General features: G+C 74.4%; 18 protein-coding genes. 5 read left to right on the top strand and 13 right to left on the bottom strand.

What is annotated here, in order from left to right; translation table 11 throughout:
• Window positions 1–10 precede the first annotated feature (10 nt).
• Window positions 11–361 (bottom strand): phosphoribosyl-AMP cyclohydrolase, encoded by a 351-nt coding sequence (gene hisI, locus ADL08_RS24165; protein ID WP_053646379.1) that lies wholly within the window; start codon window positions 359–361, stop codon window positions 11–13.
• Window positions 362–444: 83 nt separating this feature from the next.
• Here hisI and ADL08_RS24160 point away from each other — a divergent pair, with 83 nt between their 5' ends.
• Complete coding sequence (locus ADL08_RS24160; protein WP_053646377.1) at window positions 445–1,080, top strand: TIGR03085 family metal-binding protein; 636 nt, start codon at window positions 445–447, stop codon at window positions 1,078–1,080.
• Here the strand turns inward: ADL08_RS24160 and ADL08_RS24155 are convergent.
• From ADL08_RS24155 to hisD, 10 genes are all read right to left on the bottom strand, one after another.
• On the bottom strand, window positions 1,077–2,324 hold the full coding sequence (locus ADL08_RS24155; RefSeq protein ID WP_053646375.1) for an MFS transporter: 1,248 nt from the start codon (window positions 2,322–2,324) through the stop codon (window positions 1,077–1,079). The genes ADL08_RS24160 and ADL08_RS24155 overlap by 4 nt on opposite strands.
• Window positions 2,321–2,908 carry an ArsR/SmtB family transcription factor gene (locus tag ADL08_RS24150; RefSeq protein WP_053646373.1) on the bottom strand — a complete coding sequence of 196 codons (588 nt, stop codon included), beginning with the start codon at window positions 2,906–2,908 and terminating at the stop codon, window positions 2,321–2,323. The genes ADL08_RS24155 and ADL08_RS24150 overlap by 4 nt, the downstream gene beginning before the upstream one ends.
• A 118-nt stretch (window positions 2,909–3,026) precedes the next feature.
• On the bottom strand, window positions 3,027–3,782 hold the full coding sequence (gene hisF, locus ADL08_RS24145) for an imidazole glycerol phosphate synthase subunit HisF (RefSeq protein WP_053646371.1): 756 nt from the start codon (window positions 3,780–3,782) through the stop codon (window positions 3,027–3,029).
• Window positions 3,779–4,177, bottom strand: coding sequence for a RidA family protein (locus ADL08_RS24140; RefSeq protein ID WP_053646370.1), 399 nt, complete (start codon window positions 4,175–4,177; stop codon window positions 3,779–3,781). Before ADL08_RS24140 ends, hisF begins: the two co-directional genes overlap by 4 nt.
• Window positions 4,174–4,911, bottom strand: coding sequence for a bifunctional 1-(5-phosphoribosyl)-5-((5-phosphoribosylamino)methylideneamino)imidazole-4-carboxamide isomerase/phosphoribosylanthranilate isomerase PriA (priA, locus tag ADL08_RS24135; protein ID WP_199837075.1), 738 nt, complete (start codon window positions 4,909–4,911; stop codon window positions 4,174–4,176). Before priA ends, ADL08_RS24140 begins: the two co-directional genes overlap by 4 nt.
• Before the next feature lie 2 nt (window positions 4,912–4,913).
• Window positions 4,914–5,579: an imidazole glycerol phosphate synthase subunit HisH gene (hisH, locus tag ADL08_RS24130; RefSeq protein WP_053646367.1), complete on the bottom strand. Its 666-nt coding sequence runs from the start codon at window positions 5,577–5,579 to the stop codon at window positions 4,914–4,916.
• On the bottom strand, window positions 5,576–5,740 hold the full coding sequence (locus ADL08_RS37680) for a hypothetical protein (protein ID WP_053646365.1): 165 nt from the start codon (window positions 5,738–5,740) through the stop codon (window positions 5,576–5,578). Before ADL08_RS37680 ends, hisH begins: the two co-directional genes overlap by 4 nt.
• 2 nt (window positions 5,741–5,742) lie before the next feature.
• A complete protein-coding gene (hisB, locus tag ADL08_RS24120; protein ID WP_053646363.1) occupies window positions 5,743–6,336 on the bottom strand; it encodes an imidazoleglycerol-phosphate dehydratase HisB in 594 nt (197 codons plus the stop codon).
• Window positions 6,333–7,439, bottom strand: a complete 1,107-nt coding sequence (locus ADL08_RS24115) for a histidinol-phosphate transaminase (RefSeq protein ID WP_107092105.1) — start codon at window positions 7,437–7,439, stop codon at window positions 6,333–6,335. The genes hisB and ADL08_RS24115 overlap by 4 nt, the downstream gene beginning before the upstream one ends.
• 26 nt (window positions 7,440–7,465) lie before the next feature.
• Window positions 7,466–8,818, bottom strand: a complete 1,353-nt coding sequence (gene hisD, locus ADL08_RS24110; protein ID WP_053646360.1) for a histidinol dehydrogenase — start codon at window positions 8,816–8,818, stop codon at window positions 7,466–7,468.
• 194 nt (window positions 8,819–9,012) lie between these two features.
• On the opposite strand from hisD, the gene ADL08_RS24105 reads away from it, so the two are divergent.
• The 4 genes from ADL08_RS24105 to ybaK all read left to right on the top strand — a co-directional run bounded on the left by ADL08_RS24105 (window position 9,013) and on the right by ybaK (window position 13,125).
• The gene (locus ADL08_RS24105) at window positions 9,013–10,626 is read left to right on the top strand and encodes a hypothetical protein (RefSeq protein WP_053646358.1); all 1,614 of its coding nucleotides are present in this window, start codon (window positions 9,013–9,015) and stop codon (window positions 10,624–10,626) included.
• A gap of 159 nt (window positions 10,627–10,785) precedes the next feature.
• Window positions 10,786–11,826: a hypothetical protein gene (locus tag ADL08_RS24100; protein WP_053646355.1), complete on the top strand. Its 1,041-nt coding sequence runs from the start codon at window positions 10,786–10,788 to the stop codon at window positions 11,824–11,826.
• Between the two features lie 11 nt (window positions 11,827–11,837).
• Entirely contained in the window at window positions 11,838–12,575 is a 738-nt protein-coding gene (locus ADL08_RS24095) for an LON peptidase substrate-binding domain-containing protein (RefSeq protein WP_053646353.1), read from the top strand.
• Between the two features lie 52 nt (window positions 12,576–12,627).
• Window positions 12,628–13,125, top strand: coding sequence for a Cys-tRNA(Pro) deacylase (ybaK, locus tag ADL08_RS24090; RefSeq protein WP_053646351.1), 498 nt, complete (start codon window positions 12,628–12,630; stop codon window positions 13,123–13,125).
• Between the two features lie 15 nt (window positions 13,126–13,140).
• Here ybaK and ADL08_RS24085 read toward each other — a convergent pair whose 3' ends face one another.
• Together ADL08_RS24085 and ADL08_RS24080 are read right to left on the bottom strand one after the other, a co-directional pair.
• Window positions 13,141–13,755, bottom strand: coding sequence for a hypothetical protein (locus ADL08_RS24085; protein WP_053646348.1), 615 nt, complete (start codon window positions 13,753–13,755; stop codon window positions 13,141–13,143).
• A 34-nt stretch (window positions 13,756–13,789) separates the two neighbouring features.
• Window positions 13,790–14,614 (bottom strand): ABC transporter permease, encoded by an 825-nt coding sequence (locus ADL08_RS24080; RefSeq protein ID WP_063885348.1) that lies wholly within the window; start codon window positions 14,612–14,614, stop codon window positions 13,790–13,792.
• Window positions 14,615–14,692: the final 78 nt, after the last annotated feature.

The following is a 14,692-nucleotide window of genomic DNA, read 5'->3' as shown; positions in this document are numbered from 1 at the left end:
GCACCGGACCTTACTGGGATACGGGGAGCACGTCGGCGTCGAAGCAGGTGCGGGCGCCGGTGTGGCAGGCGGCCCCGACCTGGTCGACCTTGACGAGGAGGGTGTCGGCGTCGCAGTCGAGGGCGACGGATCTGACGTGCTGGACGTGCCCGGAGGTGTCGCCCTTGACCCAGTACTCGTTCCGGCTGCGGGACCAGTAGGTGCAGCGGCCGGTGGTGAGGGTGCGGTGCAGGGCCTCGTCGTCCATCCAGCCGAGCATCAGCACCTCGCCGGTGTCGTACTGCTGGGCGATGGCGGGGACGAGTCCGTCCGGGCTGCGCTTGAGGCGGGCGGCGATCGCCGGGTCGAGATTGCTGCTCATGGCGCCATTGTGCCGTGCCCGGGGGCGGTGTCCGGCGGGCGTCCACTGGGCGGACCGTCGGCGACCGCCGTACGCTGGCGGACATGTCGACCCATGCCAAACGTGAACGTCTCCTGCTGGCCGATCTGTTGGAAGCGGCCGGCCCCGACGCGCCGACGCTCTGCGAGGGCTGGCGGACCCGGGACCTCGCGGCCCATGTGGTGGTGCGGGAGCGGCGCCCGGACGCGGCGGCCGGTTCGCTCCTGCCGGTGCTCAAGGACCGGCAGGACCGGGTGCAGGCGGAGTTCGCCGACAAGCCGTACGACGAGCTGATCCGGCTCATCCGCACGGGCCCGCCGCGGTTCTCGCCGTTCACGATCAAGCAGGTGGACGAGGGGGCGAACGTCGTCGAGTTCTACGTGCACGCGGAGGACGTGCGCCGGGCCCAGCCCCACTGGTCGGCCCGTGAGCTGGACCCGGTCTTCGCGGACGCCCTCTGGTCCCGTCTGGAGCGCTCGGCCCGGCTGCTCGGCCGCAAGGCCCCGGTGGGCCTGGTGCTGCGCCGTCCGGACGGGCAGACGGTGGTCGCCCACAAGGGCACCCCGGTGGTGACGGCCTCCGGGGAGCCGGGCGAGCTGACGATGTACCTGTACGGGCGGCAGGACGCGGCGAAGGTGGCCCTGGACGGGGAGCCGCAGGCGATCGAGCGGCTGCGGGAGACGAAGCAGCTGGGGTTCTAGACCCCGGGAAGCTCGGCGCGGCGCAGGGCCGGGACCAGGAGGCCGTAGACGCCCGCCAGGGCGCAGACGGCGGCGCTGGCGACGAAGACCGGGCCGGTGCCCCACAGGCCGATCGCGGCGCCCGTGAGCGGGAAGCTCAGCGGGGCGAGGCCCAGGCTGCACAGGCCCGCGACGGCGGAGACGCGGCCGAGGTACGCGGGGTCGCACTCGGTCTGGAGGAGGGCGCCGGCCAGCGCTCCGGAGAGCCCGGCGAGCAGGCCGACGGAGAGCGCGAGGAGCACGGCGGCGGGCAGCGTCGGGACGTGGGCGAGCGCGCCGACCGAGACGGCGCCGAGGGCCATGGTCCAGCCGAGGACGGCTCCGGCGCGCGGGACGCGGCCCCTGACGCCGAGCAGCAGCGAGGAGGCCGCCGCGCCCGTGCCGAAGCCGGCGAGGATCCAGCCGATGCCGGAGGCGCCCCAGCCGCGCTGGTCGGAGAGGAGCGCGAGGCCGACGTTGAGGGGGCCGACGAAGCCGAGGTCGCTGAGGGCGATGACGATCATGAGGGGTCCGAGGACCCGGTGGCCGCGCAGGTAGCGCAGTCCGTCGGCGAGGTCGCCGCGGGCGGTGCCCTTCCGGGCCCGCGTGCCGGTGGCGGCGGGCAGCGGGTTCAGGCGGAGGCCGAGCAACAGGGGCAGGGAGAGCGCGAAGAGCAGTCCGGCGGCGGCGAACGCGGCGCCCGGTCCGCCGAGGGCGACCGCGAGGCCGCCGAGCGGGGCGCCGAGGACGGCTCCGGCGCGCTGGCCGAGGCCGCGCATGCCCTGGACGCGGGCGAGCTGGTCGCGCGGGGCGATCCGGGGCGGCAGGGCGCCGACGGCGGGCAGGAAGAGGGCGTCGAGGACGCCGAAGACGAGGGCGACGGCGGCGAGCGCCCAGAGGGTGGGCGCGGTGGCGAGGACGAGCGCGGCCAGGGCGAGGACGACGAGGCAGCGGACGGCGTCGGAGGCGATGACGACCCGGCGGGGGCCGAAGCGGTCGGCGATCACTCCTCCGCCGAGCATGAGGAGGGCCCGGGGCACGGCGGAGACGGCCAGGACGAGTCCGGCCTGCGCCGGGGTGCCGCCGCTGACGGCGGCCCAGGAGAGGGCGAGGTGGTAGACGCCGTCACCGAGGGTGGAGGCGGTGTAGGCGCCGAGCCAGCGCAGGACCCGGGGGTCGCGGTGGGCGGGCCGCGACGGGGCGGCGGCGAGGACGGCGGCGCTCATGCGCGGTAGGGGAAGGCGTGGATGTGGACGGCGGTGTTCTCGCGTCCCTCGGTGTCGCCGGCCTCTTCGGCGGCGCGGGCCCGCTGGTCGTACTTCTGGACGACGGCGTCCAGTTCGGCGGTGAGCGCGGCGAGTTCGGGGGCGGTGAGGCGGGGCAGCCACTCGGAGGCGGTGGAGGCGGCGCGCCACTCGGCGGACCAGGTGGGCCGCTCGTCGAGGAAGCGGGCGTGCATCCCGTTGCGCTGTTCCTCGACCGCACGGCTGAAGGCGGTGTTGGCGGCGACGAGTTCGGGGGCGTCGCGCATGTCCTCGTCGTGGATGCTGAAGCCGTACGAGCTGGGCTGCCACCAGCGCTCGCGGCCGTCCGTGGACCGGGCCTCGGCCTCCTCGACGAGGCCGTGGTCGGCGAGCTTGCGCAGGTGGTAGCTGACGAGGGAGACGGCCTCGTCGACCTGATCGGCGAGCTGGGAGGCGGTGGCGGTGCGGGCCGTGAAGAGGGCGCGGTAGAGGCGCATCCGCAGCGGGTGCGAGATGGCCTTGAGGGTGCCGAGGTCGGTGATCCGGCGGTTCTCGGGCGAGGTCATGTCCACGACCCTAGATACGAAAGAAAAGTTGCGCAACTAAAATTGCGAAATAAATGTTGCACGTCTGGGCGTGAAGAAGGGCCCCCGAAGGGGCCCTTCCGGAAAGCGGAACCGGGTCTCAGCGGACCTGGTGGCCCGCTTCCCGCAGCGTCTCCTTGACCTGGCCGATCCGCAGGTCGCCGAAGTGGAAGACGGAGGCCGCGAGCACCGCGTCCGCGCCCGCCGCGACGGCCGGCGGGAAGTCGGAGAGCTTCCCCGCGCCGCCGGAGGCGATCACCGGCACGGTCACGTGCTTGCGCACGGCCGCGATCATCTCGGTGTCGTAGCCGTCCTTCGTGCCGTCCGCGTCCATCGAGTTGAGCAGGATCTCGCCCGCGCCCAGCTCGGCGGCGCGGTGCGCCCACTCGACGGCGTCGATGCCGGTGCCCTTGCGGCCGCCGTGCGTGGTGACCTCGAAGGAGCCCGTCTCCGTACGGCGCGCGTCCACGGACAGGACGAGCACCTGGCGGCCGAAGCGCTCCGCGATCTCCCGGATCAGCTCGGGGCGGGCGATGGCGGCGGTGTTCACGCCGACCTTGTCGGCGCCGGCCCGCAGCAGCCTGTCGACGTCCTCCGCCGACCGGACGCCGCCGCCGACCGTGAGCGGGATGAAGACCTGCTCGGCGGTGCGGCGCACCACGTCGTAGGTGGTCTCCCGGTTGCCGGAGGAGGCGGTGATGTCGAGGAAGGTCAGCTCGTCGGCGCCCTCGGCGTCGTACAGCTTCGCCATCTCGACGGGGTCGCCCGCGTCCCGCAGGTTCTGGAAGTTGACGCCCTTGACGACCCGGCCGTTGTCCACGTCCAGGCAGGGGATCACGCGTACCGCGAGGGTCATTCCGCACTCCCCCGGTAGGCCTCGACCTCGACCTCGACGACCAGGCTGGGGTCGACGAAGCCGGAGACGATGATCATCGAGGCGGCGGGGCGGATGCCGTCGAACAGCTCCTTGTGGGCGCGGCCGACCTCCTCCACGTCCCGGGCGTGCGTGAGGTACATCCGGGTGCGGACGACGTGCTCCGGGCCCAGGCCCAGCTGCTTCAGCGCCTCGAAGGCGACGTTGAAGGAGTTGACCGCCTGCTCGTGGGGGCCGCCGCCGGCGATCTGGCCGCCGACCACCGACGTGCAGCCGGAGACCAGGACCGTGCCGTTCGGCAGCTCGACCGCGCGGGAGTAGCCGAACTGCTCCTCCCAGGGGGCGCCGGTGACGACCTTCTTCACGCCGTCGGTCATGCGGAAGCCACCGCCGCGAGCGCCTCTTCCAGGGTGAACGCCTCGGCGTAGAGCGCCTTGCCGACGATCGCGCCCTCGACGCCCAGCGGGACCAGGCCGGACAGGGCCCGCAGGTCGTCCAGGGAGGAGACGCCGCCGGAGGCGACGACGGGCTTGTCGGTGGCCGCGCAGACGTTCTTCAGGAGCTCCAGGTTGGGGCCCTGGAGGGTGCCGTCCTTGGCGATGTCGGTGACGACGTAGCGGGCGCAGCCCTCGGAGTCGAGGCGGGCCAGCGTCTCGTACAGGTCGCCGCCGTCGCGGGTCCAGCCGCGGCCGCGCAGGGTGGTGCCGCGCACGTCCAGGCCGACGGCGATCCTGTCGCCGTACTCGGCGATGACCTTGGCGACCCACTCGGGGGTCTCCAGGGCGGCGGTGCCGAGGTTGACGCGGGTGCAGCCGGTGGCGAGGGCGGCGGCGAGCGAGGCGTCGTCGCGGATGCCGCCGGAGAGCTCGACCTTGATGTCCATCGCCCGCGCGACCTCGGCGATCAGCTCGCGGTTGTCGCCGGTGCCGAAGGCCGCGTCGAGGTCGACCAGGTGCAGCCACTCGGCGCCGGAGCGCTGCCAGGCCAGGGCCGCTTCGAGCGGGGAGCCGTAGGAGGTCTCGGTGCCGGACTCGCCGTGCACGAGGCGGACGGCCTGGCCGTCGCGGACGTCGACGGCGGGGAGGAGTTCGAGCACGTTCGTGGACGACACGGTCACAGGGTTCCGATCCAGTTGGTGAGGAGCTGGGCTCCGGCGTCGCCGGACTTCTCGGGGTGGAACTGGGTCGCCCACAGGGCGCCGTTCTCGACGGCCGCGACGAAGGGCTCGCCGTGGGTGGCCCAGCTGACCTTGGGAGCGCGGATGTGGGGGTTGCCGATCTCCAGGGTCCACTCGCGCACCCCGTAGGAGTGCACGAAGTAGTACCGCGCGTCGGCGTCGAGCCCGGCGAACAGCTCGCTGTCGGCGGGCGCGTCGACGGTGTTCCAGCCCATGTGGGGGACGACGGGGGCGTCGAGCGGCTCGACCGTGCCGGGCCACTCGTCGAGGCCCTCGGTCTCCACGCCGTGCTCGATGCCCTGGGCGAAGAGGATCTGCATGCCGACGCAGATGCCCATGACGGGCCGGCCGCCGGAGAGGCGGCGGCCGACGATCCAGTCGCCGCGGGCCTCCTTGAGCCCCCGCATGCAGGCGGAGAAGGCGCCGACGCCGGGGACGAGGAGTCCGTCGGCGTTCATGGCGCGCTCGTAGTCGCGGGTGATCTCGACGTCGGCGCCGACCCGGGCGAGCGCGCGCTCGGCGGAGCGCACGTTGCCGAAGCCGTAGTCGAAGACGACGACCTTCTTGGGACTCCCCTTCGCGGGGCCCGCGGACGCGCTCATGACCACACGTCCAGACGGAGCACGCCGGCGGCGAGGCACATCGCGGCGCCGAGGGAGAGCAGCACGATGACGCCCTTGGGCATCTGCTGTCTGGCGAAGGAGTAGATGCCGCCGAGCAGGAACAGCCCGACGACGATCAGGATGGTGGAGAGGCCGTTCACGACTAGAGCGCGCCCTTCGTGGAGGGGAGGATGCCGGCGGCGCGGGGGTCGCGCTCGGAGGCGTAGCGCAGGGCGCGGGCGAGGGCCTTGAACTGGCACTCCACGATGTGGTGGGCATTGCGCCCGTACGGGACGTGGATGTGCAGCGCGATCTGGGCCTGGGCGACGAAGGACTCGAAGATGTGCCGGGTCATCGTCGTGTCGTACGAGCCGATCATCGGCGCCATGTTCTCGGGCTCGGTGTGCACGAGGTACGGGCGGCCGGAGAGGTCGACGGTGACCTGGGCGAGCGACTCGTCCAGCGGGACGGTGCAGTTGCCGAAGCGGTAGATGCCGACCTTGTCGCCGAGGGCCTGCTTGAAGGCGGCGCCGAGCGCGAGGGCGCTGTCCTCGATGGTGTGGTGCGAGTCGATGTGCAGGTCGCCCTCGGTCTTGACCGTGAGGTCGAAGAGCCCGTGGCGGCCGAGCTGGTCGAGCATGTGGTCGTAGAAGCCGACCCCGGTCGACACGTCGACCTTCCCGGTGCCGTCGAGGTCGATCTCGACGACGACGGAGGTCTCCTTGGTGGTGCGCTCAACGCGGCCTACGCGGCTCATCGTTCCTGCTCCTTCATCAATTCACGGACCGCGTCGAGGAACGCGTCGTTCTCTTCGGGGGTGCCGGCGGTGACGCGCAGCCATCCCGGTACGCCGTTGTCCCGGACCAGGACGCCCCGGTCGAGGATCGCCCGCCAGGCGGCGTGGGTGTCGGGGAACTTCCCGAACTGCACGAAGTTGGCGTCGGACTCGGTGACCTCGTAGCCGATCGCCCGCAGTTCGGCGACGAGCCGGTCGCGCTCGGCCTTGAGCTGCTCGACGTACCCGAGGAGGGTGTCGGTGTGCTCCAGGGCGGCGAGCGCGGTGGCCTGGGTGACGGCGGAGAGGTGGTACGGCAGCCGGACCAGCTGCACGGCGTCGACCACGGCGGGGTGGGCGGCGAGGTAGCCGAGGCGGAGTCCGGCGGCGCCGAAGGCCTTGGACATGGTCCGCGAGACCACCAGGTTCGGGCGGCCCTCGATGAGGGGCAGCAGCGAGGCGCGGTGGCTGAACTCCACGTACGCCTCGTCGACGACGACCATCGAGGGCCCGGCCGCCTGGGCCGCCTCGTACAGGGCGAGGACGGTGTCGGCCTCGACGGCGGTGCCGGTGGGGTTGTTGGGCGAGGTGACGAAGACGACGTCCGGGCGGTGCTCGGCGATCGCCTTCCGGGCGGCCTCCACGTCCAGGCGGAAGTCCTCGTCGCGCGGGCCGGAGATCCAGCCGGTGCCGGTGCCGCGGGCGATCAGGGCGTGCATCGAGTACGAGGGCTCGAAGCCGATCGCGGTGCGGCCGGGGCCGCCGAAGGTCTGGAGGAGCTGCTGGAGCACCTCGTTGGAGCCGTTGGCCGCCCAGACGTTCTCCACCGCGACCGGGTGCCCGCCGGTGCGGGTGAGGTAGCGGGCGAGCCCGGTGCGCAGCTCGACCGCGTCCCGGTCGGGGTAGCGGTTGAGGCCGCGGGCGGCCTCGGCGACCCGCTCCGCGATCCGGGCCACGAGCGGCTCGGGCAGCGGGTAGGGGTTCTCGTTGGTGTTCAGCTGGACGGGGACGTCGAGCTGGGGTGCGCCGTAGGGGGACTTGCCGCGCAGCTCGTCCCGGACGGGGAGGTCGTCGATTCCGGTCACGCCGGTCCCGGTCGCTCGGTCTGCGGTCACTTGGTCTCCGGCACCTTCCACCCGAAGCGGGCCTTGATCGCGGCGCCGTGGGCCGGCAGGTCCTCGGCCTCCGCGAGGGTCACCACGTGGTGGGCGACGTCCGCGAGGGCGTCGCGGCTGTAGTCCACGATGTGCACCCCGCGCAGGAAGGACTGCACGGAGAGGCCCGAGGAGTGGCAGGCGCAGCCGCCGGTGGGCAGGACGTGGTTGGAGCCGGCGCAGTAGTCGCCGAGCGAGACGGGGGCCCAGGGGCCGACGAAGATCGCGCCGGCGTTGCGGACGCGGTCGGCGACGGCGGCGGCGTCGGCGGTCTGGATCTCCAGGTGCTCGGCGCCGTAGGCGTCGACGACCTTGAGGCCGTCGGCGAGGTCGCGAACGAGGACGATCGCGGACTGGCGGCCGGCCAGGGCCGGGACGATCCGGTCGTCGACGTGCTTGGAGGCGGCGACCTGGGTCTTCAGCTCGGCCTCGGTGGCCTCCGCCAGCTCCTCGGAGTCGGTGACGAGGACGGAGGCGGCCATCGGGTCGTGCTCGGCCTGGCTGATGAGGTCGGCGGCGACGTGCACGGGGTCGGCGGTGGAGTCCGCGAGGATCGCGATCTCGGTGGGTCCGGCCTCGGCGTCGATGCCGATGCGGCCCTTGAGGAGGCGCTTGGCGGCGGCCACGTAGATGTTGCCGGGGCCGGTGACCAGGTCGACGGGGGCGCAGCCGGGCTCGCCGTCCATGCCGGCGCCGCCGAGGGTCCCGTACGCGAACATGGCGACGGCCTGGGCGCCGCCCGCCGCGTAGACCTCGTCCACGCCGAGCAGGGCGCAGGCGGCGAGGATCGTGGGGTGCGGCAGGCCGCCGAACTCCCTCTGCGGGGGCGAGGCGACGGCGACGCCCTCGACGCCGGCCTCCTGGGCCGGGACGACGTTCATCACGACGGAGGACGGGTAGACGGAGCGGCCGCCCGGCACGTACAGGCCGACGCGGTCGACGGGGATCCACTTCTCGGTGACGGTCCCGCCGGGGACGACCTGGGTGGTGTGGGTGGTGCGGCGCTGCTCGCGGTGGACGAGCCGGGCGCGCCGGACGGACTCCTCCAGGGCAGCGCGGACGGCCGGGTCGAGCTCGTCGAGGGCGCGGGCGAGCTCCTCGGCGGGGACGCGCAGGCTCCGGACGCGGACGCCGTCGAACCTCTCCCCGTAGTCGATCACCGCGGCCGCGCCATGATGCCGTACGTCCTCGCAGATGGGCCGCACCTTCTCCAGGGCGGCTTCCACGTCGAACTCGGCACGGGGCAGCAGGTCACGCAGGGCGGAACCCTCGGGGAGGGCCTCGCCGCGCAGATCGATTCGAGAGATCACGGGTCAATTCTCTCAGACGCCCCCAGGCACCGGACGCCCGTATCACTGGCTGATACACACCACAGTGGCGTCTTGTCGCCACTCCTGACCGTTAGCGTTCAGCCCGTCACACAGCGGGAAGAACGGCTGTACGAATCCACGGGTCCCGGGAAGCGGAAGCGTGGACGCGGATCGCGGAAAGCGAGGGGGCGGCAGTGACCGAGCCGCACGAGGACGGGATGCCGGACGGTCTCACGGATCCGGAGCGGGCCCTGTGGCACGCGTTCCGGGTGGGCAGGACGTGCGATCTGACGGAGGGGATCGCGGAGCGGGACGACCCGTTCGGGGCGCGGGAGTGGGGGGAGGAGCGGAGCGTCCGCGCCGAGGTGGTGGCGCTGCTGCTGCTCTCGGGGCCCCAGGCCCGGACCGGGCGGGTGGCCGCGCTGAAGCTGCGCGGGGCCAGGATCACGGGCGTCCTGGACCTGGCAGGCGGGGCGATAGGGCCGTACGTGGAGCTCCAGGGTTGCCGGTTCGACGGCGAGGTGGCGGTGCCCGAGGCCCGGTTCGGCACCCTGCGGATGGTCGAGTGCGCGCTGCCGCGCCTGGAGGCGGCCCGGCTGCACACGGAGGGGGACCTGCACCTGCCGCGCTGCCGGGTGCGGTGGGGCATCCGCCTGACGGACGCGCAGATCGGCACGGACCTGCTGATCAACCAGATCCAGGTGTGGCCGGACCGGCGGGGGCGGGCGATCGCGGCGGACGGGATGGTGGTGGCGCAGGACCTCCAGGCCGAGCTGATCGAGACCTACGGCGAGCTGAGCCTGCGCGGGGCCCAGGTCGGGGTCTCGCTCAGCCTGCGGGGCAGCGTGCTGCGCGGCGCGCAGGGCCGCCGCGCGCTCAACGCGCCGCAGCTGACGGTGGAGCGCTCGCTCTATCTGAACGCGGCCTGGGTGTACGAGGGGACGGGGACCGCGGGGGTGGCGGGCGGCTCGACGGCCACCCCGCCGTACGGGCTGACGCCCGCCCGGGGCACCCGGCGCAAGCCGGTCGAGTTCCACGGCGGGGTGCGGCTCGACGACGGGCGGTTCGGCGACGCGGTGGACCTCAAGCACGCCCGGTTCCTCCTGGACGGCGCGCGCCGGGAGGAGGTGTCGCTGCGCCGGATCGTCACCCCGGAGCTGCGGTTCAACGGCGAGCGCCCGGAGGAGGGGCGGGTGGTGCTCAACGGCGCCAAGATCGTCACGCTCATCGACCTGTGGAGCAGCTGGCCGGGGCCCGGCGGCCTGGCGATGGGCGGCTTCGTCTACGAGAACCTCGTGCCGTACGAGCGCTTCCCGCTGGCCCTGCGCCTGGAGTGGGTGGCGGCGGCGACCCCGGAGTACGCCCCCGAGCCGTACGAGCGACTCGCGACGGTGCTGCGCAACAGCGGCGAGGACGCGGACGCCCGCGAGGTGCTGCTCGCCAAGCAGCGGCGCCGGCGGGAGACGCTGCCGCTGGCCGGGAAGCTCTGGGGGTACCTCCAGGACTGGACGGTGGCGTACGGCTACCGGCCGGGCCGGGCGGCGCTCTGGATGGCGGTGCTGTGGGCGGCGGGCACGGTGGCCTTCTCCCACTACCGGCCGGTGCCGCTGAAGCAGGACGAGGCGCCCGAGTGGAACGGCCCGCTGTACGCCCTCGACCTGCTGCTGCCGGTGATCAACCTCGGCCAGGACGGCTACTGGCGCCTCGAAGGCACGTGGCAGTGGGCGGCGGCGGTGCTGATCCTGCTGGGATGGATCCTCGCCACGACGGTGGCGGCGGGGGCGACCCGCCTGCTGAGCAGGGGGTGAGGGGACTCCCCGGAGGGGTGGGGGCGGGAGGGGGCTCCGCGGCGGGGCCGGGTGTGTGCGGCAGGCGTGTGGAAGCTGTCACGGCGGGGTGAGAAACCTGTCACGACCTGCTGGGACGGCTGCGGCGGCGGGTGGCGCCGGGGGACAATACGTCACGCCATGTCCTTGTTCCGCGCCCTGGTCGGCGCCGCCCGCTCGGCCCGGCACGCCCCGCGGCTCGCCGCCGGGCTCGTGCCGGACGACGACGTGCTGCTCGACGCCCCCGACGAGCGGCTCGCCCCCGCTCTGGTCGCCGCCGCCCTCGCCGACCCCGAGCCCGCGGCGAAGCTGCTCGCCACCACCCGGGACGCCGCCGAGTGGGAGGACCGCGACCGGTACGTCACCCGGCTCGCCACCTTCGCGTACCGCAGGGACGAGTGGCTCTCCCGGTGGCTCTCGGCCGCGCCCCGCGACCCGGACGCCCTCCTCGTCACGGCGCACCTCGCCGTGCGCCGGGCCTGGGAGTCCCCGGCGCGGGCCGAGCGGCTGCGCGAGCTGGACCCGCTGGTCCGGGCGGTCGCCGAGGACGCGCCGCACGACCCGGTGCCGTGGCGCCTCGCCCTGGACCACGCGCGCGGGGCGCAGGCCGGGCCCGCCGTCTTCGAGTCGCTGTGGGAGCAGGCCGTGCGCCGCTCCCCGCACCACTACGGCTGTCACGTCGCGGCGCTGAAGTACCTGTCCGCCCAGGGGCACGGCTCGCGCCGCGCCGCCTTCGACTTCGCCGAGCGGGCGGCCGACGACGCCGCCCCGGACTCGCTCGTGCGGGCGCTGCCGGTCCGCGCCGCCCACGACGCGCTGCGGGTGCCGCCGGGGCAGGACGGGTCCGAGCCGCCGGCCGTGCTCGACCGGGCGGCGGACCGGGCCCTGGCCCTGTCGGCGGTGTTCCCGGCGGGCGACCCGTGGCCCGCCGGGGTCCGCAACCTGCTCGCGCACGTGCTGATGGAGCGGGGCCGGTGGGCGGAGGCGCGGGAGGAGTTCGGCCGGATCGGCCCCTACGCGACCTCGTTCCCCTGGGGGTCCGCGCGGGACGCCGTACCGGAGGATCCGCTCCGCCGTTTCCTGGCCGCGCGGGACCGGACGCGGTTCGAACTGGCCCGCCGGACGCCCCTGTGGACGCCCGGTCGTGGACGGGCCGGACGGGACGGGCCCGGCGGCCATTAGGCTTGGCGGCTGTGACCACCGCCCGCCTGCCCCTCTTCCCGCTCAACACGGTGCTGTTCCCGGGTCTCGTGCTGCCGCTGAACGTCTTCGAGGAGCGTTATCGCGCCATGATGCGCGAGCTGCTCACGATCGACGACACGGAACCGCGCCGCTTCGCCGTCGTCGCGATCCGCGACGGCCGCGAGGTCGCCCCGACCGCGCCCGGCATGCCCGACCCGACGGCGCTGCCCGAGAAGGGTCCGGCGGCCGGTTTCGGCCCCGACCCGATCCAGTCCTTCCACCGGGTCGGCTGTGTCGCCGACGCGGCGAGCATCCGGGAGCGCGCCGACGGCAGCTTCGAGGTGATGACCACCGGCACGACCCGGGTGAAGCTGCTGTCGGTCGACGCGAGCGGCCCGTTCCTGACGGCCGAGGTCGAGGAGCTCCCGGAGGAGCCGGGCGAGGAGGCGGGCACGCTCGCCGAGGGGGTGCTGCGGGCCTTCCGGAGCTACCAGAAGCGGCTGGCGGGGGCCAAGGAGCGCTCGCTGACCACGAGCGAGCTGCCGGACGACCCGTCGGTGGTGTCGTACCTGGTCGCGGCGGCGGCGGTGCTCGACACGCCGTCGAAGCAGCGGCTGCTCCAGGCCCCGGACACGGCGACGCGGCTGCGCGAGGAGCTGTCCCTGCTGCGCGCGGAGACGGCGGTCATCCGGCACCTGCCGTCGCTGCCGGTGGTGGACCTGACGCAGGCCCCGACGTACCCGAACTGAGCCGGTCCGGCCCGGACGCCCGGGCCGGGGAAGAAGCAGCGAGGAGGAGCGCGTGGCGAAGAAGCAGAAGAAGAACGGCGGGGGCACTCCGGCGACGGTGGCCCTGACGGCGGCCGGCACGCCGTTCACCGTGCACGCGTACGAGCACGACCCGGCCTCCCCCTCGTACGGCGAGGAGGCGGCGGAGGCCCTGGGGGTCTCCCCCGACCGGGTGTTCAAGACGCTGGTGGCGGACGTCGACGGCGAGCTGACGGTCGCGGTGGTCCCGGTGGCGGGCCAGCTGGACCTGAAGGCGCTGGCCTCGGCGGTCGGCGGCAAGCGCGCGACGATGGCCGACCCGGCGGCGGCGGAGCGCACCACGGGCTACGTGCGGGGCGGCATCTCCCCCCTGGGGCAGCGCAAGCGGCTCCGCACGGTCCTCGACTCCTCGGCGTCCGGCCACGCGACGATCTGCGTGTCGGCGGGGCGGCGGGGCCTCGAGGTGGAGCTCTCCCCCGCCGATCTCGCCGCCCTCACCTCGGCGGTGGTGGCCCCGGTCGGCCGCGCCTGACCGGGGGCCGGCGCCTCAGAACTCCTTCGGGTGCTCCCAGGGGTCCGGGTCGCGCGGGCCGAAGGCGGCCGTCAGGGCCAGGTGCGCGATCATCGCCGCGAGCGGCCAGGCGAGGAGCGCGGCGATCCCCAGGTTCAGTTCCAGCGGGGCCTCGAAGGTGACGCCGGGGCCGACCGCCTTCGCGTGGGCGACCACGTCCGAGGTCGGACCGAAGTGGGTGCCGACGCCCCACGCGAGCAGCGAGCCCAGGACGCCGCCGACCGCCAGGCCGAGCACCGGCGGGACCCCGCCGCGACGGCGCAGCAGGAAGACGACGAGGCCGGCGACCGCGCCGAAGGCCAGGGCGAGGAGGACGAACGTGCCGTCCGCGCCGATCGCGGACTCCCCCTCGGAGTTCCGCAGGTAGACCCCCTTGCCGTCCGAGACGAGCAGGACGCGGGGGGCCAGGTTCAGCCACAGCACTCCGAGCAGCGCTCCCACGACCGCCGAGACGGCGGTCACCAGGACGCCCTGGATGACCTCGGCCGCCGTGATCGGGTCCCCGGCCGGGCCGGGGACCGGCAAGGGCGGCGGGGGCCGGTCGGGGTCGTGCGGCTGCGGCTGGTGGGACGGAGTCAGAGGTGCGGTCACCCCGCCATCGTGCCAGGTGTGCCTGTGACCCGCCTCAGCGGACGGCGGCCCTTCGGTACGCCCGGGTGGCGATCGCCAGCGAGACCGCGCCGACCGCGCCGCAGACGGCGAGGTCGAGGGCGACGGCCGCCCAGTCGGGGTGCGGCTCGAAGGTGCGGGCCAGGGCCTCCACCCCGTACGTCGACGGCAGCAGGTCCCGCGCCCAGCCGATGGGGCCGGGCAGCCGCTCCGCCGGGAGCACGCCGAGGAGCAGCGCCGCCGACATGCCGAGCTGGCCCAGGAGGGTGGCCAGCTCCTGCCGGGGGGCGAGGAGCCCGAGGGCCGCGCCGAGGCCCGCGAGGGCGGCGCCGGAGAGGGGGACGACGGCGACCAGGATCCACAGGTGGGTGAGCGGGAGGCCGAAGAGGAGGGAGCCCGCGACGGCGGTGACGGCGGTCCCGGGGACGGTGAAGGAGGCGTACGCCCCGGCCGCGCCGAGCACGACGGCGGCGGGCGGCACCGGCAGGGTGGCGTAGTGGTCGAGGCCGCCGCCGGCCCGCAGCTGCCCGAAGTACTGGGCGAGCAGGTTGAGCGCGACGAAGGCGACGACGAGGACGGTGGAGCCGGCCACGACGGCGCGCGCCTCGGAGCCGCCGTCGACGACCCCGCGCATCAGGACCATGATCCCGACGGACTGGAAGGTGGCGACGAAGAGCAGCGGGATGCGGGCGACGCGGGCCCGGGAGAGCTGGGCGCGGTAGACGGCGGCCAGGGACGGCAGCAGCCGGGCGCGCGGGGCGAGGGGCGCGGCGGCGGCCTCGTCGTCGCGCGCCCGGACGCCCGGCGCGCGGGTCAGGGCCTCGGCGGACACGGTGCTCACTGCGGACGGCTCCTGACGGTCACGTGCGGAACGCGGCGGCCTCCGGGGGTGGGGAGGGCCGCGTACGGGAGGCGGGGG

The organism is Streptomyces sp. NRRL F-6492 (assembly GCF_001280125.1).
Classification (GTDB): domain Bacteria; phylum Actinomycetota; class Actinomycetes; order Streptomycetales; family Streptomycetaceae; genus Streptomyces.
Note: the sequence above shows the minus strand (reverse complement) of the source record. Positions and strands in the feature narration are given on the sequence as shown.

Bases quoted from the DNA above. Each gene is read 5' to 3' on its own strand.
- hisI (WP_053646379.1), bottom strand. From the start codon at position 361: ATGAGCAGCAATCTCGACCCGGCGATCGCCGCCCGCCTCAAGCGCAGC.
- ADL08_RS24160 (WP_053646377.1), top strand. From the start codon at position 445: ATGTCGACCCATGCCAAACGTGAACGTCTCCTGCTGGCCGATCTGTTG.
- ADL08_RS24140 (WP_053646370.1), bottom strand. From the start codon at position 4,177: ATGACCGACGGCGTGAAGAAGGTCGTCACCGGCGCCCCCTGGGAGGAG.
- hisF (WP_053646371.1), bottom strand. From the start codon at position 3,782: ATGACCCTCGCGGTACGCGTGATCCCCTGCCTGGACGTGGACAACGGC.
- ADL08_RS24100 (WP_053646355.1), top strand. From the start codon at position 10,786: ATGTCCTTGTTCCGCGCCCTGGTCGGCGCCGCCCGCTCGGCCCGGCAC.
- ADL08_RS24150 (WP_053646373.1), bottom strand. From the start codon at position 2,908: ATGACCTCGCCCGAGAACCGCCGGATCACCGACCTCGGCACCCTCAAG.
- hisH (WP_053646367.1), bottom strand. From the start codon at position 5,579: ATGAGCGCGTCCGCGGGCCCCGCGAAGGGGAGTCCCAAGAAGGTCGTC.
- ADL08_RS24155 (WP_053646375.1), bottom strand. From the start codon at position 2,324: ATGAGCGCCGCCGTCCTCGCCGCCGCCCCGTCGCGGCCCGCCCACCGC.
- hisB (WP_053646363.1), bottom strand. From the start codon at position 6,336: ATGAGCCGCGTAGGCCGCGTTGAGCGCACCACCAAGGAGACCTCCGTC.